Source organism: Kitasatospora sp. NPDC101176, from assembly GCF_044768035.1.
In the GTDB taxonomy this organism is placed as follows: Bacteria; Actinomycetota; Actinomycetes; order Streptomycetales; family Streptomycetaceae; genus Kitasatospora.
In genome coordinates, this window is sequence record NZ_JBIWPA010000008.1 from 230,124 (window position 1) to 250,499 (window position 20,376).

Sequence of the window (20,376 nt, forward strand, 5' to 3'; positions counted from 1 at the left end):
TCCGTCTCGTCCCGGCCCGGGCGCCCGGCCCGGGTCGGCCCGGCGCCCGGGGCGCTACCCGGCCGGGGCGGCGACCGCCCGGGCCGCCTGCACCTCGTGGTGCAGCCGGGCCAGCGCGCAGTCCGGCGAGAGGGCGTCCGCCCCGGCCGCGGGCAGCGGTGCGCCCGTGCGTAGCGCGTCGGCCAGGGCGGCCAGCTCCCGGGTGACGGCACGGACCTCGGCGGGCGAGGGGGCCGGCGCACCGTGCTCGACCCGGACCCGGGTGGCCGTGGTGGTGTCCACGATCCGCTCGACCGCGATCACCAGCGGCCACCAGGCCTCGGCCCTGGTCCCGACCGGCGGCGGCTCGGTGAGCGCCCGCTGGAACTCGCTGCGCACCGCGGAGAGGTCCCGGTAGAGCCGCCGCCGGTAGCGGGCGCGGGCCGGGTGGTCCCGTCCGGGCGCGGTGGTGAAGGCCAGGGCGACGTACGAGCCGCTGTCCGCGACGGCGTCGGCCAGCCGCTCCCCGATCCGGGTGTGCCAGGACTCCGGCCAGAACAGGTAGCCGGCCAGCAGCGCGATGGCGCAGCCGATCAGCGAGTCGTACAGCCGGGGCGGCACCAGGTGGAAGCCCTGGTGGTTGAGCAGGTCCGAGAGCAGCAGGACCACCGGGGTGATCGCCGCGGTCTGGAAGGCGTAGCCCTTCGCCGACATCGCCGGGATCAGCGCCGCGAGCACCGCCATCACGGGGACGTCCCACCAGCCGCGCGGCACCGCGGCCAGCACCGGCACGGCGATCAGCAGCCCGCCGGCGGTGCCGAGGGCGCGCAGTACCGCCCGGGAGAACACCGAGCCGAAGTCCGGTTTCATCACGAAGGTGACGGTGAGCGCCACCCAGTAGGAACGGGGGACGGCGAGCACCGAGACCAGGATCTGGGCGAGGCCGATGCACAGCGCCAGCCGCAGGCCGTACCGCCAGGACGCGCCGGACAGCAGCAGGGCGTGCGCCGCCTTCCGGGCGCGGACCCGCAGCGCGGCGGGCCGGCCGAGCCGGTCCTCGGCGCCGTACGGGTCGGGTTCGGTCTCGTGCACGACGCTCCGGGCGTGGCCGATGGCGTCCACCAGCGCCCGGGTGGACGGCCCCGTGGGTGCGGGGAGGGCGGGTGGCGGGGCGCGCCCGGGGCGGTCGTGGTCGATGGCCGCGGCCAGGTCGCGCACGGCCGCCGGGTAGGCGGCCGGCAGCGGTACCTGCGGGCTCGGGCGCAGCTGGGCCGCCGCGACGGCCTCCACCACGGGGATGACGGCGTTGAGCTGGGCGAGCAGGCGCACCAGGGTGGGGGAGCGGCCGTGCCGGCGGGCCCGGCGGGCGAGCAGCAGGTCGTAGGAGTGGTTGAGCGACCGGGTGAGCGCCTGGCGCCGGGCGTCGTGGCCGGGGGTGCCGGTGGCCTCGAGGACGGCGGCGACCGTCCGGTAGGTGTCCGCGACGGCCGATCGCTCCGGTGTGCCGCCGCGCAGCGGCCAGGCCAGCAGGGTGAGGGCGAGCACCAGCAGGCCGCCGAGCAGCAGCAGCGCGGGAGGCAGCCACCACGGCGGGGGCAGCGGGAGCCCGGCGCCGACGACCGCGTTCAGCAGCAGGAGCAGCCCGGAGACGGAGGCCACCGCGCCGATCGAGGAGATCATGCCGGAGACCAGGGCGACGGCGGTCAGCACGGCGACGGCCGTCCAGCCCGAGCCGTACACCAGGGCGCCGAGGAGCACCCCGAGCGCGCCGAACAGCTGGGGGACGGCGATGTTGAACACCCGCATCCGGTAGGCGTCCGCGGTGTCACCGATGACCCCGGACAGGGCGCCCATCGACACCAGCGCGCCGTACCCGGTCCGGCCGGTGGCGGTGCCGACCGCGAGCGGCGCGGCGAGCGCCACCGAGGCCCGGGCCGCCGCCGCCCAGGGCACCGGCGCGGGCGCGGGCCGCAGGCCCTCGGTCAGCCAGCTGGGCGGGGCGAGCCTGGCGGCGACTCGTCGGCGGCGTGCCATGGGCCCAACGTACGGCCGGGCCCGGCCCGCGGCTCGTCCTGCGTCCGGTCCGGGGTCGTCCGGCCTCCGGTCCGGGGTTCGCCGGGCGTCCGGCCCGGGCGGGCGGGCAACGGACGGGCGGCCGATCCGGTTCACCGACGGTTATGTCAATTCCGGAAACATATCCCGGCTTATGTCGGTTCCCGAAACATAAAGCGCTCCCGAGGGCCGTCATGAGCTGCGTGGATTTCCCCGTTGGTAACCGCCGATCGAGGGTTGACACCATTAGTTGGTCTAGTCCAACGTATGGGGAGCGCGGTTCGGCAAAAGGCTGAGACGGGGTGAGCACGCCTGCCGGACTTGCGAGTTGGCCCCTTTCGGCGAAGCCCGCGACCGGGCCCCGGAAGGGACGGAGCGTGTGCGGATCGGCACGCGTTCGTGGGCCGAATTCCGCGTGCGGCCGGTGACGGGCCGTCGGCTCGCCGTACCCGCACTCTGCGCCCGAGGGGCGCTGCGTCGACTACGAACCATGGAGTGACTGCCCATGCCGAGCCCTGACGGGTATCTGCACCGAGCCGCCTCGGAGCGCCCCTACTTCAGTGAGGACGGGGAGAGCTACCTCGCGCGGACCGCGCTGCGCGAGATCCGCAAGAAGCACCCGCTGCGGGTGCTCTCCGACGAGGACTTCGCGTTCTGGCAGACCTACGGCTACGTCGTGGTCAAGCAGGCCGTCCCGGCCGAGGCCGCACGGCGCCTGCTGGAGTTCGCCTGGGAGTTCCAGGGCCTCTCGCCCGACCGCCCCGAGGACTGGTACCGCGAGCGCGACTACCGGGACGAACTCGACCAGCACCTGCACATCTACGGCTTCGTCGAGGCCTACCACCACCAGCTGATCTGGGACAGCCGGCAGACCCGCCGCGTCTACGACGCCTTCGTCGACGTCTGGGACTGCGAGGAGCTCTGGGTCACCCTCGACCGGCTCAATCTCAACCCGCCGAACGTCCGCAACCGCGACCGCGCACTCATCGAGCCCACCGACAAGGGCTTCGACATCGAGCTGCACTGGGACGTCGACACCACCCAGGGCATGCTGCCCCAGCGCGTCCAGGGCATCATCGCGCTCGACGACACCCGCCCCGACCACGGCGGCTTCCAGTGCAACCCGGAGCTGTTCCGCCGGTTCAACGAGTGGCAGGCCGCCCAGCCGGCCGACCGCGACCCGATCCGCCCGGACGTCGACCGCACCGAGTTCCCGGTGGTGCGGCCCGAGTTGGCCGCCGGCGACCTGCTGATCTGGAACGGCCTGCTGGCCCACGGAGTCGCCCGCAACACCTCCGAGAACGGCGTGCGGGCCGTGCAGTACCTGTCCATGATGCCCGCGCTGGAGGAGGCCGAGCAGATGCGCCGCTCCCGGGTGGAGTCCTGGCGCACCCTCGCCACCCCGGACTGGAACCGCACCCTGGTCGGCGACCCGGTCAGGCACGAGTCGCTGCGGTACGGGCCGGCCCGGCTCACCGAACTCGGCGAGAAGCTGCTCGGCCTGCGCTCCTGGCACGGCCGCGCGAGCGCGGACCCGGCGCCGGCGGAGCAGGATCCCGCCTCGCACCAGCCCGCCACGTCCACGGGGGAGCCCGAATGCGAACCGTCTGCCTGACCCTGCCCACCAACCGCGAGTGCGCGGCCACCATCGCCGCGATCGGCGCCGAAGCCGCCTTCGCCGCGGCGCGGTTCGACGTCCGCGTGCACCTGCTGCTCCTGGACTCCGCCGACCCGGCCGTCTTCCGCCGGCACGCCGAGGCCGTCGCCGCCCTGCCCGCCGTCGAGCGGGTGACCGTCCACCACCTCGACGAGGACGCCCAACGCGCCTTCCTGCGCGACGTGATCGAGCGCTCCGGCGCCGCCGGCCCCGAGCGGTTGCTCGACCTCATGCTGCCCGACGCCGTCTCCTACGGCGCCTGCACCAACCGCGCCTTCCTGCTCGCCGCCGCCCTCGGCTGCACCTCCGTGCACCGCCGCGACTCCGACAGCCACTACCAACTCCTCGAGGGCGAACCGGTGTTCCCGATCGTCCCGGAACTGGCCGCACTCGGCCTGAAGGCCGCCGACGCGGCCGCCGCCGTCACCGACCACACCCTCGACCCGGCGCACGCGGACAAGCCCGTGGCCCTGGTCGGCGGCTCCTTCGTCGGTGAACTCTCCGTCGACCTCGCCGAGATCCGCGACCTCGACCCGCAGGCCTACCACCGGGTCGTCGCGCTCTGGGCGCCCACCGGTGCGAGCGAGGAGGAGCGGCGCGAGCTCGTCGCCGAGTCCTTCACCGGCGGCGGCACCGAACCGTTCGGCGGCGACCGCGCCGTGCTCGACCTGCCCGACATCTGGCGGATCGACATGTGCAACGTCGCCATCGACCACGAGGTCTACGAGCGCGTCCCGCTGCCGCCCGCCACCGACACCATCGGCAGCGACTACTTCCTGCTGCACCTCGTCCGGGACGCCACCCTGCCCGGCGTCGTCCACAACCGGCACATCGTCAACTACTACACCCCGGAACGCCGCACCGGCGCCGGCTTCACCGCCTACCAGCTGCGCTACGCCAAGTTCCTGCTCTCCATGCTCTACCTCTACCCGGTCTACTTCGACATGGAGGCGGCCGGCGACGCCCTCCTGGACGAGGCGCACCACGTGCGCGCCGACGCCATCGCCGACTCCGCCCGCCGCAGCGCCGCGACGGACCGCGCGGAGAACCACCGGCGGCTCGACGAACTCGACCGCTGCTACCGGCGACTGGGCGGCAAGTACGCCGAGTTCGCCGACCACCTGGCGCCCCAGCGGGCACGCCTGCTCGACGAGGCGCAGGCGGACATCGAGGACTTCGCGCTGCTGATCGACGCGTGGGGCCCGCTGACCCGGGCGAGCAGGACCACCCCCGCCGAGCGGCTGCCGCGGTAGCCGGACCGGGAGCCCATCCGTGATATCCCAGAGCACCACCCACTGCCAGAGCGCCGGCCACCGCCAGGCGAACGCCCACCGCGCCCCCGCGCACCACACCACCGCCCACCACGCCGGCGACCCAGCCGGCCCCGCACCCGACCCGGGCGCGCACGACCGGACGGCGATCCGCGCCGCCCTCGCCGCCGCCACCGACGACCGGATCGTCTACGACCTCGACGGCATCGGGCGCCAGTACGCCGCCCTCGTCCGTGAACTCCCCGGCGTCGACGTCCGGTTCGCCATGAAGGCCTGCCCGGTCGACGAGGTGCTCGCCGGCCTCGCCGCGCTCGGCTCCGGCTTCGACGCGGCCAGCCCGCAGGAGATCGCCCAGGCGCTGCGCACCGGGGTCGGCCCCGAGCGGATCCACTACGGCAACACCATCAAGTCCGACCGCAACATCGCCGAGGCGTACCGGCTGGGCGTGCGCGACTTCGCCACCGACAGCCTGGAGGACGTCGCCGCGATCGCCGAACACGCTCCCGACTCAAGGGTGTTCTGCCGGATCGCCACCACCGGCGACGGCGCCCTGTGGGGCCTGAGCCGCAAGTTCGGCTGCTCGCCGGAGGACGCGCTGCGCGTCCTGGACGCGGCCCGCACGGCCGGGCTCGTCCCGTCCGGGCTCTCCGTCCACGTGGGCTCCCAGCAGATGACCGCCGAGGCCTGGGGTGCCGCCGTCGACTCGCTCGCCGCCGTCCTGGAGGCGCTCAACTGGCGCGGCATCACCCCGCAGCGGATCAACCTCGGGGGCGGCCTGCCCGCCCTCGGCGTCCTCGACCGGCACGGCCGACCGCTGGAGCCGCCGCTGGACAAGATGTTCGCGGTGATCCGCGAGGGCATGGAGCGGCTGCGCACCGTCAACGCCGCACCGCTGGAGTTCCTGCTGGAACCCGGCCGCCACCTGGTCGCCGACCACGGGGCCATCCGCGCCCACGTCGCCCGGCTCTCCTCGCGCCGCCAGCTCGACGGCACCCGGGAGGACTGGCTCTACCTGAGCTGCGGCAAGTTCAACGGCCTCTACGAGATGGACGAGCTGCAGTACCGGCTGGAGTTCCCCACCCACCCCGGTGGCCAGTTCGTCAACGCCGTCGTCGCCGGGCCGACCTGCGACAGCGACGACGCCTACACCCGGGACGGCGGCCTGGTCCGCGTCCCGCGCGCGATCGCCTCCGGCGACCCGGTCTGGATCCACTCCTGCGGGGCGTACGCCACCGCCTACACCACTCGCGGGTTCAACGGCTTCGAGCCGCTGCCCTACGTCTGCGTGGGCGGGACGGAGCCGGCGGACGGCACGGGCGGTGCGGACGGCCCCGGCGTGACCGGCGCCGTGGACGGAACGGCCGGCCGGGACGGGGGCGCGGCATGAACGACGTCAGGATCCGGCTGCTCCGGGAGGGGGACTGGGACGCCCTGGTCGCGCTCGAGGAGCGCGCCTACGCCGCCAGCGGTCTCTCCGAGGGGCGCGCCGCCCTGCAGTCCCGGTACCGGGCCTCACCCGACACCTGCTTCGTGCTGGAGCACGCCGGCGGCTTCGGCGGGTACCTGCTCGCCTTGCCCTACCCGCTGTTCCGGTGTCCGGACCTCAGCCGGAGCGAGGCGGGCGGCGTGCGCGCCACCAACATGCACGCCCACGACCTGGTCGTCGCCGAGGAGCTGCGCGGCCGGGGCCTCGGCCACCGGCTGCTGCGCCACCTGGAGGAGACCGCCCGCGCGGCCGGCTACCGCACCGTCTCGCTGGTCGCCGTCGGCGGCGCGCAGGTGGTGTGGGGCCCGCTGGGCTACCGGGCGCGGCCCGAGGTCGACCTGCCCGAGAGCTACGGGCTGCAGGCCGTCTACATGGCGATGCCGCTCGGCCCGGTCGCGGCCCCCGCGGTGCTCCCCGCCGCCCCGGCGCCCGTCCCTGCCGCCGCCCCGGCGCCCGCCCCGGGCGTGCCCCGGCCGCCGGCGCGCTCCACCGAACCGTCCCCCGGGTCCCCACCCAGAGCCGAAGTGGGCTGATGCACATGTCCCCCGATCGAGACGCCTTCCGCCGGTCCCAACTGGCCATCGGCGCCCTGTTCCTCCTGCTCGGATTCCAGTACGCGAGCTGGGTCTCCCGGATCCCCGCGCTCAAGGCCCGGCTCGACCTCGGCGAGGCCCAGATCGGCCTGCTGCTGATGACCTGCGGGGTCGGCGCGGCGGTGTCCTTCCCGCTGGTCGCGGTGCTGATGCGGCGGGTCGGTTCGCGCCTGCTGTCGGTGCTGTCCGCGCTCGCCCTCGGCGTCGTCCTGCTCGCCCTGTCCGTGGTGCCCGACTACCCGCTCACCCTCCTGGTGCTGTTCTGCGACGGCGTCGCGGTGGGCTGCCTGAACGTGGCGATGAACGCCCAGGGCGCGGCGCTCGAGGCCAGGTACCGGCGGACCACGATGTCCCGGCTGCACGCCACCTTCAGCGCCGGCTCGCTGCTGGCCGCGCTGCTGGCCTCCGGCGTCACCGCCGTCACCGACGGCCTGCTCGCGCACTTCGGTGTCGCCGCCGCCCTGCTCGCCGTCCTGGTCGTCGCCGCCCGGCCCGGGCTGCTCGTCGACGAGGCGGACGCCGACGAGGCGAAGACGGACGAGGCGAAGGCGGCGGAGCCGGCGCCCTCGGGGCGGAAGGCGCGGCGCCGCTTCGCCCTGCCCGTCGCGGCCACCCTCTGGATGGGGCTGGCCATGGTCTTCGGCACCGTCACCGAGGGCGCCATGAACGACTGGTCCGCGCTCTACCTCAAGGACGTCGTGGACGCCGGCGCCGGGCTCGCTCCGATGGGCATCGCGGTGGTCTCGGTGATGATGGTGCTCGCCCGGATCTTCGCCGACGGCTGGCGGACCCGGTTCGGCGACGGCCGGATCGTCCGGACCGGCAGCCTGCTGGCCGGCGCCGGACTGGCCCTCGCCCTGCTCGTCGGCGGCGTCGTCCCGACCCTGCTCGGCTTCGCCTGCGTCGGCCTGGGCGTCGCGGCCGTCACCCCCTGCGTCTACGTCGCCGCGGCCCGCCAGGGCTCCGACGCGCTCTCCCTGGTCGCCGCGATGGGCACCACCGGACTGCTCGCCGGCCCGGCCGTGATCGGCTTCATCGCCGACGCCACCAGTCTGGTCTGGGGCATGGCCGCCGTCGCCGCCTCCGCCGCGATCGTCTCGCTCTGCGCCCTGCGCATCGGCTGGCCGGCCCCGGAGCCCCGCACCGGGCCCGGCGCCGACCTCGCGGCAGGCCCGGCCTGACGCCCGTACCCCCGACCCTCGCCCGGCACGCCGCGCCCTCCCCCGTCGCGGACGTTCCGGGCGAGCCCCCCCTCCGTCGGGGCGGGACCACCCGGTCACCCGCCCGCACCCGACCCTCGCCCGGCACGTCCGCGCCCCCGTCGCGGACGTTCCGGGCGAGCCCGTCCCGTCGGGCGGCCCGCCCGGACGCTCCCGGCGTCCGGGGCGCCACTCCTTCGCGGGGCGGCGGGTCGTCCGCCGGACCGGCCCCGGGGCAAGGACGCGGGCCGGAAGGTTGTCTGACGGTGCGTCGACGCCGGGGGTCTTCTAGAGTCGCCTGCGGTACGACCGTACGACTGTGATGCACGGAGCGAGAGGCGAGAGCACCATGACCGAGCAGGCCCCCGAGCCCTACCTCCCCGTCGACGAGGACTGGACCACGGCCCTGGCCGTCGTCGCCCACCCGGACGACATGGAGTACGGCGGCGCCGCGGCCGTCGCACGCTGGACCTCGCAGGGCAAGAAGGTCGTCTACGTGATGGTCACCAGCGGCGAGGCCGGCATCGACTCGATGAGCCCCGAGGAGTGCGGTCCGCTGCGCGAGGCCGAGCAGATCGCCTCGGCGCGGGTCGTCGGCGTCGACACGGTAGAGTTCCTCGGCCACCCGGACGGGGTCCTCGAGTACGGGCTGCCGCTGCGCCGGGACATCGCCCGGGCGGTGCGCCGGCACCGGCCCGACGTGGTGATCACCAGCAACTTCCGGGAGACCTACGGCGGGGTGTTCCTCAACCAGGCCGACCACATCGCGGTCGGACGCGCCACCCTGGACGCGGTGCGCGACGCCGGTAACCGGTGGGTGTTCCGCGAGCTGCTCGACGAGGGCCACGAGCCGTGGAACGGGGTGCGGCAGGTGTGGGCGGCGGGCTCGCCCGAGGCGCGGCACGCGGTGGACACCACCGACCACTTCGACCTGGGCGTCGCCTCGCTGGAGGAGCACAAGGCGTACCTGGCCGGGCTGGGCGGGGCGATGGCGGACGCGCGCGAGTTCCTGGAGGGCTTCGGGCGCGGCGCCGGCAGCCGGCTGGGGGTGCGGTTCGCGGTGCCGTTCGAGGTGTTCCCGCTGCGGTAGGCGCGCGGGCGGCCGGCCCGTTCAGTCGCGGTCGGGGCCGGGTTCGGTGCCGTCCCCGGTGGCGGTGTCGTGCCCGGTGGCGGTGCCGTCCCCGGTGGCGGGGTCGGAGGTGGTGCCGGTGGTGCCGCCCGGGGCGGTGTCGGGCCCGGTGCCCGGCTCGGTGCCGGCGGGGTTCCCGTCGGCACCGCCGTCCTCCGCGCGCCGGCGCCGGTAGCGCAGCACCTGCCGGAGCAGGAAGGCCGCCACCAGCAGGCCGAGGCCGACGGCGAACCAGAGCTGGTAGCGGATCGCCGTCCGGTAGACCGTGCCGATGTTGGCCCCGGCCAGGTAGCCGAAGGTGCCCCAGACGCCCACCCACAGCACCGCGCCGAGCACGTTGAACGGCTGGAACCGGCGCCAGGGCATCTCCGTCGTGCCCGCGATGATGCCGTTGGTCTGGCGCAGCCCGTCCACGAAGCGGGCCACCGTGACGACCTTGGCGCCGTGCCGGGCGAAGAAGCCGTCCGCCCGCTCCATCCGCTCCGGGGTGAGCAGCACGTAGCGGCCCCAGCGGTGGACGAAGGCGCGCCCGCCGGTGCGGCCGATCAGGTAGCCCAGGCTGTTGCCGACGGTGGCGGCGACGACGGCGATCAGCAGGACGGCGGCGAAGTTCAGGTGGCCCGTCCCGGCGTACACCGAGGCGAGCACCAGGATGGTCTGCCCGGGTACCGGGATGCCGCAGTTGTCGAGCAGCACGAGCAGCGCCACCGCGAGGTACCCGTAGTGGTCCAGCAGTGGCGCGAGCCCGGCGAGCGCCCCGGGCAGCGGGGTCGTGGCGGCGGACACCGCTCCTCACCACCTCGTCCCGGTGGGGTGCGGGGCGGTGGGGGTGTCGGTCAGCGGTTCGTCGCGCGCGGCTCGATGTTGCAGTCCGGGCCGGGGTAGATCAGGCCCTGGTGTCCGTCCTCGAAGCGGACCACGTACGGCGGTTGGCCGTCGGCGCCGCGCACCTCGACGATCTCGCCCTTCTGGTCCACCATGCCCACCGACCTGCTGTGGATGTGGAGCTGGTCACCTACCGCTGCGTGCATGGTCTGCTCCTCGGGTCGTGGCGGCCGCCGCGCGGCCGTTCCGGTCCACGGTTTCCACTGTGCTGCCGCGGCGGCGGGCTCGCAACGCCTCGGGCGGCCGGGTCGGGGGCGGCGGGTGCGCTGCCGGCGGGGCCCGGTGGCGGGCCCCGGGCCGGTTCAGCGGGCGGGCGGCTGCTCGGTGAGGTAGCAGCGCACCAGCCGCTTGCACTCGGCGATCAGGGCCGGATCGCCGTCCGGGTCGCTGCGGAAGGCCAGTTTGAGCACCGCGTCGGCGGCCTCCAGGGCGACCCGCAGGGCCAGGGTGAGCGCCGCCGGGTCGGCCGCCGCGAACAGGTCCCCGCCGAGCGCCTGCAGGCGCAGCGCGACGGCGGTGTTGTTGTCCACGCCCGCGTCGAGCAGGTGCTGGTCGTCGTGGACCCAGGCGGGGAGGGCCGGCCCGGCGTCGGCGAGGCCGAAGTCGACCTGGCCGAAGCCGCGCACCGTGCGCTTCATGGCGACGAACTCGTCCACCGCGAGGTCGGTGAACCCGGCCGGGCCGAGCGGGGCGGCGCCCGCGAGCCGGCCGTCGAGCCGCTGGAGGTACTGGTCGAGGTTGCGGGTGGCGAGCGCCGCCAGCAGGTCCTCCTTGCCGGCGAAGAACTGGTAGAGGGTGCCGATCGGCACCTGGGCGCGCTGTGCCACCTCCTTGGTGGTGAGCGCGGTGGCGCCGACCTCGTCGAGCAGTCCGGCGCAGGCGTCCAGGATCCGGCCGTACCGCTCCTGGCTGCGCTGCTGGACCGGTCGCCGTCGGACCACGGGGCCGCGGCCGGCCGTCTGGTGACTCCTGGTGTCGGCGCTCATGACGTCACTCTGCCGTATCCGCTGTTCCGGCGGCCAATCACCGGTGCGGTGGCGCTCCCGAGTGCCCCGTGGGGAGCGGGTCGACCGGTGGCCGGAGCTGAACGGCACGGTGGCGGGAAGGTGTCCACGGGTCGGCCGTGGTCTTGTCGTGGACGCGAAGGCCGGTTCATACTCCTCACGCGGACTACTTTGCGTGATCAACTCGTGTCTCTTCGTGGTGACCCGTGTGTCAGCTGTGGCGACGACGGACGTCTCCGTCGCCACCCGAGGTCTGGATGGTCCCGTGCGACCCACCGAACCCGTTCAGGTCCGATCGACCGTGCCCGGTTGTGCGTCCCGTCGTCCGGAAGGAAGGGATCCGCTCGGTGACGCCGTCCTCCCCGGGGCGTGAGGCCCCCTCCGGCGCGCAGCGCCGCCGGTTCCTCGAGTCCGGCTACCTGGTCCTGCCCGGCCTGCTGCCGGAGCCGCTCCGCTCGCGGCTCGTCCCCGAGGTCGACCGCTGGGTCGACGAGGGACTGCGCGCCGACTCGATCGCCGCCTGCGCCGACCCGACCGGGCGCGCGGCGCCCCCGCTGCTCGAACTGGAACTGCCCGCCCACGGCCGGCTCCTCACCCACCCGCCGCTGTTGCGCACCCTGACCGGCCTGATCGGCCCGTCCTTCGTCTTCCACCACCTGCACAGCGACCGCCAGGCGCCGGGGATCCCCGGCAAGCCCTGGCACCACGACCGCGAGCCCAACGACCGCTCCGACCCGTCGCTGCTGATGGTCCACGCGCTGCACTACCTCGGCGGGCTGGACGAGAAGGTCGGCAGTCTGGCGGTGCTGCCCGGCTCGCACCGCCGCGTCGTCGGCAAGGCGTCCTTCGCCCACCACGGCACCTGCGAACTGGCCGGCGAGGTGGTCATCGACCGGCTGCCCGCGGGCTCCACCGTGCTGCTCGACTCGGCCCTGCTCCACACCCGCAGACCGGCGCCCGACGGCCCTGGCTCCCCCCGCTACTTCATCGACGCGTCCTACTGCCAGGTCGGCGCGCGCTGGCGCCCGGTGAAGCCGTACTGGCGCCAGATGCTCGCCCGGGCCCGCGAACTGGGGCTGGCGGGCGCCCAGTGGCCGGAGCTGTTCGCGGAACGGCACTTCACCGAGTACACCGGAACCGTCTGAGGAGGACCGCGTGGAGATCGTCACCGCCGTCGCCTACCCCGAGGTCCACGACGCCTACCTGCGGGACCACCCGGTGGAGCGCGCCCACGAGGCCAACAGCAACCCGGCCGGCGAGGAGAACCTCGAACGCGCCGACCGGATCCCCGGCGGCTGGTGGCGCGTCCGGCTCTCGCGGGCGGACGTCCTCGGCGTCGTCCTGCCCTGGCACCTGAGCGAGGGCGGCGAGCGCGAACTCGTCCCCCGCTCCGGCCTGACGGTGGGCGAGGCGGCCGAGCGGATCCGCGCCGGCGGGGCCGACTGGTCCGGGGCGAACCCGGTCTGCGCGGCCAAGCTGCGGCTGCTCCGGTGGTCCCCGTTCACTCCGGTCTACCTCAGCACCGGCCCGGTCGACCACACCGACTACACGGACCTGCTGGTCCGGGAGGGACTGATCCACATCGACGGCCTGCACCGCATGCTGGCCTGGGAGCTGGCCGGGCGACTGCCCGGCCGGGCCCGGCTGGACGGGTACCTCGCGGGGGACCCCCTGCTCGTGGCGCCGGAGGCCCGGACACCTCGGGCGGCCCGGCCCGCGCGGACGGGGGACGAGTCGGCGTGACCTCCGCGACGCAGCACGTCCGGCCGGCGCGGCCCCCGCGGGCCGCCCGGTCGCTGTCCGAGCTCCTGTCGCACCACGCCCGGGTCCACCCGGCGCGGACCGCCCTCACCGACGGCGTCCGCGCCCTCGACTACCGCACCCTCGACGCGGCGGCGGGCCGGATCGCCGCCCGGCTGACCGCCTCCGGCACCGGGCCGGGGGACCGGATCGCCCTGCTCGGGCCCCGGGACGCCCGGATGCTGGTGCTGCTGTACGGCGTGCTGCGCTCGGGCGCGGCCGCGGTGCCCGTCGACCCGCAGTGGTCGGCGGCCGACCTCGCCCGACGGCTGGCGGCCGTCCGGGTCACCCGGGTGCTCGGCACCGAGCCGGACGCCCGCTGCGGGGCGGAGCGGCCGGTGGAGGTGCTGGACGCGGAAGGGCCGCCCGGCGCACGGGCGGCCGCCGCCGAAGCCGCCGCGGGCCCCGGCCACGGCCCCGCCGCCTCCGGACCCGCCGGGCAGGGCGACGACCTGGCGTACCTCTCCTTCACCTCCGGGTCGAGCGGCGAGCCCAAGGCCGTGGCCGTCACCCACGGCAACGCCGTCCACTACGCGCAGGCCCTGGCCGGGCGGCTCGGCTACACCGAGGCCGACGCCCCGTGCACCGCGCACGTCACCACCCTCGCCGCCGACCTGGGCCACACCGCCTGGCTGCTCGCGCTGGCCGTCGGCGGCTCGGTGCACGTCGTACCGGACGCCGAGGTGCGCGACCCCGAGGCCTGTTGGGCGTCCCTGCGCCGCGCCGGGGTGACCGTGCTGAAGACCACGCCCTCGCACCTGACCGCGCTGCTGGAGGGCCGCCCGGCCGACGCCCCGCCGCTGCACACCGTGCTGCTCGGCGGGGAGGCGCTGCCGCGCCCGCTGGCCGCCGCCCTGCTCGACACCGGCGCCACCGCGCGGCTGGCCAACCACTACGGGCCGACCGAGACGACCGTCGGCGCCACCTGCCTCCTCGCCACCGAGGCCCGCCAGCTGCCCGCCGACGAGCCGACCGTCCCGATCGGCACCGCGATCGGCGAGGTGCTGCTCATCCTGCTGGACGGCGACGGCCGGCCGGTGGCCGACGGCGGGGTGGGGGAGCTGCTGATCGGCGGACGCGGCGTCAGCGCCGGGTACTTCGGCCGGCCCGCCGAGACGGCGCGCAGCTTCGTCTGGCACGCCGGCGAGCTCCGCTACCGCACCGGCGACCTGTGCCGGCGCCGCCCGGACGGCAGCCTGGTCTTCGTCGGCCGGGTGGACCGCCAGGTGAAGGTCCGCGGCTACCGGGTCGACCTCGCCGAGGTCGAACGGGCCATGGACGGGTTCCCCGGGGTGGCCCGGTCGGCCGCGCTGGTCCGGGAGACCGTGCTCGGGAACCAACTCGTCGGCGCGGTGAGCCTGTCGGGGCGCGGCCCCGGCCCGGAGGGGCTGGAAGCCCACCTGCGCGACCGGCTGCCCGGCTACTCGGTGCCCCGGCCGATCCTGGTGCTGCCCGCGTTCCCGCTCGGGCCGAACGGCAAGCTCGACCGGGCCCGCCTGGCCGAGCTGGTGGGCGAACTGGTCGGCCGGCGCGCCGAGTCGGGGACCACCCCGGGAGAGGACGACGGCTTGGCCCGCTCGATCGCCGCCTTCTGGGCGGGCGCGCTGGGCCTGCCCGCGGTCGGGCCGCACAGCGACGTGCGGGGCCTCGGCGGGGACTCCATCCTCGCCATGCGCACCGTCGCCCTGCTGCGCCGCCGGGGCCTGCGGGTGCACTACGAGGACTTCTACCGGCACCCGACGGCGCACGGCCTGGCGGCGGTCGCCGCGGCCGCACCACCGACCCCGGGCACGCCACCGACCCCGGTCACGCCACCGGACGCGGGCGCCGCGCCGCCCGGCGACCGGGGGGCCCGACTCGCCCCGGCCCAGCGGTGGTTGTACCGCCAGAGCGCCGTCGACGACCTGCGGCACTGGAACCAGTCCGTCCTGCTGCGCTGCCGGAAGGCCGTCGACCCGCGCGCGCTGTCGGCGGCCCTCGGGGCGGTCCTGGAACGGCACCCGGCGCTGCGCCGGCCGGTCGGCCCGCAGGGCTACGGCGAGCCCCGGCCGGTGGCCGACCTCGACCCGCTCACCTTCTGCCGGCTCCCGGGCCCGGCGGGCCCGGTCGACGGGCCTACCGCCGACCCCCTCGCCGGGACCCTCGCGGGAGCCATCGCCGGGGTCTGCACCGAACTCCACCGCGGCATCGACCCCGCGGCCGGCCGGCTGCTGCGCGCCCACCTGTTCACCGGCCCGCCCGGCACCGACGACCGGCTCGCCCTGATCGCGCACCACCTGGTGGTGGACGGCCTCTCCTGGCGGATCCTGCTGGACGACCTCGCCCACGCCTACCGGGCGGCGCTCGACGGTGAGCCGACCGCCCTGCCGCCGGCCCCGGACTTCTACCGGTGGGCCGCCGCCGTGCCCGCCCCGGCGGACGACCCGCCTTCCGGCGCCCCGCCCGTCCGGCGCCCGTCCGCCCGGCCCCCGTCCCCGGCCGCCCCGGTCCGCGCGCGACCGGCGGCCGTCGGCTGGGCGCTCGACGAGGCGGGCACCGCCCGGCTGGTCGCCCGGCACGGCGGGGGTGCCGGACTGGAAGCCCTCCTGCTGACCGCCTTCGCCGCGGCCGTCCCGGGCCGCGGTGCACGGTCGCGGCTCGCCGTCGAGGTGGAGACGCACGGCCGGGACACCGCCGGGGGACAGGGCGAGTTCCTGGACACCGTGGGCTGGTTCACCGCCGTCAAACGGCTGGAGGTGGACCCGTCGGCGGGCCCGGCAGCGGTGGCCGAGCGGCTGCGCCGGGCACCCGTGCGGCCCATGGACGCGCCCGGCGACCGCCCGGCCGCCGGGTTCAACTTCCTCGGTACCTTCCGGCTGCCCGACGAGCCGGCGCTGGACTGGATCGTCGCCGACGAGCAGGCCGGGGTGGCGCGCTGCACCGGTGGTGACCCGCTCTACGAACTGCGGCTCACCGCACGGGTGGTGGAGCGCCGGCTGGTCGCCGACCTGGTGTACGGGTGGCCCGCGCTGCCGCACCCGGAGGCGGAGCGGATCGTCGCGGGGTTCGCCGCCGCCGTGGCCGCCGAGGCCGGGGTGCGGCCCGCACCGCCGGTGCGGTGCCCGCTGTCGACCTCCGGCCAACCGCTCCACGCGGGCGCCCCGGTGGCCCCGCCCGCCCGGCCCGCGGCGCCCGGCCCGCTGGTGGTCCGCGAGCCCGCCCGGGTGCTGCTCACCGGCGCCACCGGCTACCTGGGGCGGCACCTGGTGGACGCCCTGCACCACCGCGGCGCCCAGGTCACCTGCCTGGTGCGGGCCGCCGACGACGCCGACGCCGCGCGCCGGCTGGGCGGCCTGCCGGACGCAGTCCGGGCCGTCGCCGGGGACATCGACGGGGAGGGGCTGGGCCTGTCCCCGGCCGGGCTGGCGCGGGCGCGGCGGGCGCAGGTCGTGGTGCACGCGGCCGCCGACGTCCGGCTGGTCGCCTCGCCCGACGAGCTGGAGCGGACCAACCACACGGCGGTGCGCCGGCTGCTCGACTGGGTCGACGAGTACGCCCCGACGGCCCGGCTGCACCACGTCTCCACGCTGGCCGTCGCGGGCGGCGTGGACGGCCCGCCGCGCCGGTTCAGCGAGGCGGACCTGCGGATCGGCCAGCACTTCCGCACCCCCTACGAGCGGAGCAAGTTCGCCGCGGAGCAGACCGTCCGGGCCTGGGCGGCCGGCGGCCGGTCCGCCTACCTGTACCGCAGCGGGCACATCGCGGCGCACAGCGGCACCGGCGCCTTCCAGGCCAACGTCGGCGACAACCGAATCTACCAGCTCGTCCGCGGCTACCTGCTGGCCGGGGTCGCCCCGCGCCGGCCGCACACCGCCTTCGGGTTCTCGTACGTGGACACCGTGGCTGCCGGGATCGCCGCGATCGCGCTGGACCCGTTCGCGCCGCCCGGCGCCTACCACGTGGAGACGCCGCACGAGACGCCGCACGACGACCTCGTCCGCTGGCTCGCCGCCCACGGCCACGCCGTCCGGCTCGCCGACGACGCGACCTTCGCGGCGGCGATCGCCCGCGCCGAGCGCGACCACCCGACGGCCGCCGGACTGGCCGCCGCGTGGGCGCTGCAGGAGGAGCGCAACGTCCTGGTGGACAGCGCGTACACCACCTCGGTGCTGGCGCGGTTGGGAGTCCGGTTCGCGGCGCCGACCCCGCAGTGGTGGTCGGCCGCGCTCACCTGGGCGGCCGGCGCCGGCTACCTGCCGCCCGCCCCCGCGCGCCACTGACCGCCCGGCGCCAACGACAGCCCCGCGCACGCACCCGACGGACGCACCCCGCGGACCATCCGCGACCGACCGAGACCCACCCCCCGACCACGGAAGGCGGACCGCGTGTCCCAGCTCTCCCCGGTGCTCAAGCAAGCCACCCCCGTCGTCGCGACCCGCGGCGAGGGCCTCCACCTCTTCGACGCGGACGGCCGCCGCTACCTCGACTTCACCTCCGGCGTGGGGGTGACCAGCACCGGCCACTGCCACCCGAGGGTGGTCGAGGCGGTCCGCGAGCAGGCCGGCCGGCTGATCCACGGCCAGTACACCACCGTGCTGCACGACCCCCTGCTCGCCCTCACCGGCCGGCTGGGCGAGGTGCTGCCGCCCGGTCTGGACGCGCTGTTCTACGCCACGGCCGGCACCGAGGCGGTGGAGGCCGCGCTGCGGCTCGCCCGGCACGCCACCGGGCGGCAGAACGTGATCGTCTTCGAGGGCTCCTTCCACGGCCGGACGATGGGCGCGGCGGCGCTCAGCACGGCCGGCACCCGCTTCCGCGCGGGCATCGGCCCGGTGATGCCCGGTGTCGCGGTGGCGCCCTTCCCGAACGCCTTCCGCCTCCGGCTGGACCTCGGCCTGGGCGAGGAGGAGGCGGTGGCCCACGCCCTGCGCGGGCTGGACCAGGTGCTCGCCACCGTCTCCGACCCCGACGAGACGGCGGCGATGTTCGTCGAGCCGGTGCTGGGGGAGGGCGGCTACGTGCCCGCGCCGGCCGGGTTCCTGGCGGGGCTGCGCGAGCGCGCCGACCGGCACGGCATCCTGCTCGTGGTGGACGAGATCCAGACCGGCTTCGGCCGCACCGGCCGGTTCTGGGCCCACCGGCACCACGAGGGCGTGGTGCCGGACGTCCTGATCACCGCCAAGGGACTGGCCAGCGGCTTCCCGCTGTCGGCGGTCGCCGCGTCGACCGCGCTGATGCGCCGGGCCCGGCCGGGCTCGCAGGGCGGCACGTACGGCGGGAACCCGGTGGCCTGCGCCGCCGCGCTCGCCACGCTGGACGTCATCCGGGACGAGCGCCTCGTCGACAACGCCGCCGAGCTCGGCCCGCGTCTGCTCGACGGCCTGCGGGCGGTCGCCGCCGGAGCCCCGGCCGTCGCCGACGTCCGGGGGCTGGGGCTGATGGCCGGCAGCGAGTTCTGCCACCCGGACGGCTCGCCGGACCCGGACACCGCACGTCGCGCCCAGCAGGCGGCGGCCGACCTCGGCCTGCTGCTGCTGACCTGCGGCGTCCACCTCAACGTGGTGCGGATGGTGCCGGCGCTGGTGGTCACGGCCGATCAGATCGACGAGGCGCTGGCGCTGTGGTCCAAGGCGGTCGCGGTGGCGGACGCCCGGTAGCGGAGGGACGGTGTGCAGATGGACCACGACGACACGACGCCGGACGGCGGCACGGTGGCCGGGGCCGGCCGGGTGGCCGAGATCGGTTGGGGGAGTGCCGAGTTGGACGCCCGGCGGGTGCTCTGGTCGCTCGCGCCGGACGACCGGGAACGGCGGTTGCTCCGGGCCGACGCGCGGGCCCGCCGCTGGGGCCCGGCGGAGCCCGTCCGGGCCCGGCTGCGCGCCTTCGTCGACGCCGCCACCCGCTCCGTCGGCCTCGCCCACGTCCGCGGGCTGTTGGACCCGGAGGAGCCGGAGGCGGAGGTCACGGCCGCACTGTCCTTCCTGCTGAGCGACTTCGGCGAGATCGTCCCGCAGAACGGCCGCGGCGACCTCACCCAGGTGCTGCGCGACCAGGACGGCGACGGGAACACCGAGCTCGGCTTCCACTGCGACACCTGCGACCTGCTCGTCCTGTTCTGCCTCCGACCCGCCTTCCACGGCGGGGGGGCGACCAAGCTGGCGAGCGCGCGGCACGTCCACGACCTGATCGCGCGGGAGCGGCCGGACGCCCTCGCCACCCTCGCCGAGGACTGGACCTTCGACCGGACCGGGCGGGCCGGCCCCCAGGTCGTGGTCTCCCCGATCCTCTTCGCACAGAAGGACGGCACCGTCGGCTGCTACTACCAGACCCGCACCGTCCGCTCCTCGCCGGACCGCGGCGGACCACCGCTGACGGACCGTCAGTGGGAGGCGCTCGGCGTGCTGGACGAGGTGCTCTACCGCCCGGAGATCGCCTTCGGCCTGCCGATGGCCGCGGGCGACCTGCTGATCATCCGCAACAGCCGCGTGCTGCACGGCCGTTCACCCTACGTGGACGAGCCGGGACCGAACGCCCGGCGGATGCTGCGGATCTGGATGAACACGGAGGCGTCATGACCGCCGCACGGACACCGGACGGCCGGATCGCCATCGTCACCGGCGGCGGCAGCGGGCTCGGCCGGGCCGCCGCGCTGGCCCTGCTCGGCGCCGGCTGGTCGGTGGCGGTGGCCGGCCGGCGTAAGGACGCGCTCGAGGAGACCGCAGCCCTCGCGCCGGTCGACCCGGGCCGGGTGCTGGCCTTCCCGACCGACGTCCGCAACCCGCAGGAGGTCGCCGCCCTGTTCGACGCCGTCCGCGAGCGGTTCGGCCGGCTCGACCTGCTGTTCAACAACGCCGGCGCCGCGGCTCCGCGCCGGCCCGTCACCGAGACCCCGCTCGCCGACTGGAACCGGGTGCTGGACACCATCGTCACCGGCGGCTTCCTCTGCGCCCGCGAGGCCTTCCGGGTGATGAGCACCCAGACCCCGCAGGGCGGGCGGATCATCAACAACGGCGCGCCCTCCGCGCACGTGCCCCGCCCCCACTCGGCCGCCTACACGGCCGCCAAGCACGCCCTCCTGGGCCTCACCCGGGTGCTGTCGCTGGACGGCCGGGCCCACGACATCGCCGTCGGCCAGATCGACGTCGGCAACGTCGCCCCGTTCGACGGCGGACCCCAGCCGGCCGCCCTGCAGGCCGACGGGCGGACGGCGGTGGAGCCGACCATCCCGGTGGAGCGGTTCACCGAGGCGGTGCTGCTGATGGCCTCGATGCCCCTGGACACCAACGTCCAGTCCCTGACCGTCCTGCCCACCACCATGCCGTACGTCGGAAGGGGCTGAACC

General features: G+C 75.9%; 16 protein-coding genes. 12 read left to right on the plus strand and 4 right to left on the minus strand.

Annotated elements, in window-relative coordinates; genetic code table 11:
* Positions 1-54: 54 nt before the first annotated feature.
* Entirely contained in the window at positions 55-2,013 is a 1,959-nt protein-coding gene (locus ACIRS1_RS15260; protein ID WP_402839600.1) for an FUSC family protein, read from the minus strand.
* Between the two features lie 523 nt (positions 2,014-2,536).
* Here ACIRS1_RS15260 and ACIRS1_RS15265 point away from each other — a divergent pair.
* The 6 genes from ACIRS1_RS15265 (at position 2,537) to ACIRS1_RS15290 (ending at position 9,327) form a co-directional block, all read left to right on the plus strand.
* Positions 2,537-3,646 (plus strand): phytanoyl-CoA dioxygenase family protein, encoded by a 1,110-nt coding sequence (locus tag ACIRS1_RS15265; RefSeq protein WP_402839603.1) that lies wholly within the window; start codon positions 2,537-2,539, stop codon positions 3,644-3,646.
* The gene (locus tag ACIRS1_RS15270) at positions 3,628-4,941 is read left to right on the plus strand and encodes a DUF6271 family protein (protein ID WP_402839605.1); all 1,314 of its coding nucleotides are present in this window, start codon (positions 3,628-3,630) and stop codon (positions 4,939-4,941) included. The genes ACIRS1_RS15265 and ACIRS1_RS15270 overlap by 19 nt, the downstream gene beginning before the upstream one ends.
* Positions 4,942-5,107: 166 nt before the next feature.
* Positions 5,108-6,346 carry a type III PLP-dependent enzyme gene (locus ACIRS1_RS15275; RefSeq protein WP_402839688.1) on the plus strand — a complete coding sequence of 413 codons (1,239 nt, stop codon included), beginning with the start codon at positions 5,108-5,110 and terminating at the stop codon, positions 6,344-6,346.
* Complete coding sequence (locus tag ACIRS1_RS15280) at positions 6,343-6,978, plus strand: GNAT family N-acetyltransferase (RefSeq protein ID WP_402839608.1); 636 nt, start codon at positions 6,343-6,345, stop codon at positions 6,976-6,978. The genes ACIRS1_RS15275 and ACIRS1_RS15280 overlap by 4 nt, the downstream gene beginning before the upstream one ends.
* 5 nt (positions 6,979-6,983) lie before the next feature.
* Positions 6,984-8,219 carry an MFS transporter gene (locus ACIRS1_RS15285; protein ID WP_402839611.1) on the plus strand — a complete coding sequence of 412 codons (1,236 nt, stop codon included), beginning with the start codon at positions 6,984-6,986 and terminating at the stop codon, positions 8,217-8,219.
* Positions 8,220-8,586: 367 nt separating this feature from the next.
* Positions 8,587-9,327, plus strand: a complete 741-nt coding sequence (locus tag ACIRS1_RS15290) for a PIG-L deacetylase family protein (protein ID WP_360215260.1) — start codon at positions 8,587-8,589, stop codon at positions 9,325-9,327.
* Positions 9,328-9,348: 21 nt separating this feature from the next.
* Here ACIRS1_RS15290 and ACIRS1_RS15295 read toward each other — a convergent pair whose 3' ends face one another.
* From ACIRS1_RS15295 to ACIRS1_RS15305, 3 genes are all read right to left on the minus strand, one after another.
* Positions 9,349-10,152 carry a DedA family protein gene (locus ACIRS1_RS15295; protein ID WP_402839613.1) on the minus strand — a complete coding sequence of 268 codons (804 nt, stop codon included), beginning with the start codon at positions 10,150-10,152 and terminating at the stop codon, positions 9,349-9,351.
* Between the two features lie 50 nt (positions 10,153-10,202).
* A complete protein-coding gene (locus ACIRS1_RS15300) occupies positions 10,203-10,397 on the minus strand; it encodes a DUF1918 domain-containing protein (protein WP_360215266.1) in 195 nt (64 codons plus the stop codon).
* 156 nt (positions 10,398-10,553) lie between these two features.
* On the minus strand, positions 10,554-11,237 hold the full coding sequence (locus ACIRS1_RS15305; protein WP_360215269.1) for a TetR/AcrR family transcriptional regulator: 684 nt from the start codon (positions 11,235-11,237) through the stop codon (positions 10,554-10,556).
* Between the two features lie 365 nt (positions 11,238-11,602).
* Between ACIRS1_RS15305 and ACIRS1_RS15310 the strand changes: the two genes are divergently transcribed.
* The 6 genes from ACIRS1_RS15310 (at position 11,603) to ACIRS1_RS15335 (ending at position 20,373) form a co-directional block, all read left to right on the plus strand.
* A complete protein-coding gene (locus tag ACIRS1_RS15310; protein ID WP_402839616.1) occupies positions 11,603-12,400 on the plus strand; it encodes a phytanoyl-CoA dioxygenase family protein in 798 nt (265 codons plus the stop codon).
* 10 nt (positions 12,401-12,410) lie between these two features.
* Positions 12,411-12,998 (plus strand): DUF6309 family protein, encoded by a 588-nt coding sequence (locus tag ACIRS1_RS15315; protein WP_402839619.1) that lies wholly within the window; start codon positions 12,411-12,413, stop codon positions 12,996-12,998.
* The gene (locus ACIRS1_RS15320; RefSeq protein WP_402839622.1) at positions 12,995-17,314 is read left to right on the plus strand and encodes an amino acid adenylation domain-containing protein; all 4,320 of its coding nucleotides are present in this window, start codon (positions 12,995-12,997) and stop codon (positions 17,312-17,314) included. Before ACIRS1_RS15315 ends, ACIRS1_RS15320 begins: the two co-directional genes overlap by 4 nt.
* Before the next feature lie 105 nt (positions 17,315-17,419).
* Positions 17,420-18,691, plus strand: coding sequence for an aspartate aminotransferase family protein (locus ACIRS1_RS15325; protein WP_402839624.1), 1,272 nt, complete (start codon positions 17,420-17,422; stop codon positions 18,689-18,691).
* Positions 18,692-18,709: 18 nt separating this feature from the next.
* Positions 18,710-19,609: a TauD/TfdA family dioxygenase gene (locus ACIRS1_RS15330; protein ID WP_402839625.1), complete on the plus strand. Its 900-nt coding sequence runs from the start codon at positions 18,710-18,712 to the stop codon at positions 19,607-19,609.
* On the plus strand, positions 19,606-20,373 hold the full coding sequence (locus tag ACIRS1_RS15335; RefSeq protein ID WP_402839628.1) for an SDR family oxidoreductase: 768 nt from the start codon (positions 19,606-19,608) through the stop codon (positions 20,371-20,373). The genes ACIRS1_RS15330 and ACIRS1_RS15335 overlap by 4 nt, the downstream gene beginning before the upstream one ends.
* Positions 20,374-20,376: the final 3 nt, after the last annotated feature.

Excerpts from the sequence above, each read along its gene's own strand:
- ACIRS1_RS15260 (WP_402839600.1), bottom strand. The coding sequence starts at position 2,013 with ATGGCACGCCGCCGACGAGTCGCCGCCAGGCTCGCCCCGCCCAGCTGG.
- ACIRS1_RS15265 (WP_402839603.1), top strand. The coding sequence starts at position 2,537 with ATGCCGAGCCCTGACGGGTATCTGCACCGAGCCGCCTCGGAGCGCCCC.
- ACIRS1_RS15270 (WP_402839605.1), top strand. The coding sequence starts at position 3,628 with ATGCGAACCGTCTGCCTGACCCTGCCCACCAACCGCGAGTGCGCGGCC.
- ACIRS1_RS15280 (WP_402839608.1), top strand. The coding sequence starts at position 6,343 with ATGAACGACGTCAGGATCCGGCTGCTCCGGGAGGGGGACTGGGACGCC.
- ACIRS1_RS15285 (WP_402839611.1), top strand. The coding sequence starts at position 6,984 with ATGTCCCCCGATCGAGACGCCTTCCGCCGGTCCCAACTGGCCATCGGC.
- ACIRS1_RS15290 (WP_360215260.1), top strand. The coding sequence starts at position 8,587 with ATGACCGAGCAGGCCCCCGAGCCCTACCTCCCCGTCGACGAGGACTGG.
- ACIRS1_RS15300 (WP_360215266.1), bottom strand. The coding sequence starts at position 10,397 with ATGCACGCAGCGGTAGGTGACCAGCTCCACATCCACAGCAGGTCGGTG.
- ACIRS1_RS15305 (WP_360215269.1), bottom strand. The coding sequence starts at position 11,237 with ATGAGCGCCGACACCAGGAGTCACCAGACGGCCGGCCGCGGCCCCGTG.
- ACIRS1_RS15330 (WP_402839625.1), top strand. The coding sequence starts at position 18,710 with ATGGACCACGACGACACGACGCCGGACGGCGGCACGGTGGCCGGGGCC.
- ACIRS1_RS15335 (WP_402839628.1), top strand. The coding sequence starts at position 19,606 with ATGACCGCCGCACGGACACCGGACGGCCGGATCGCCATCGTCACCGGC.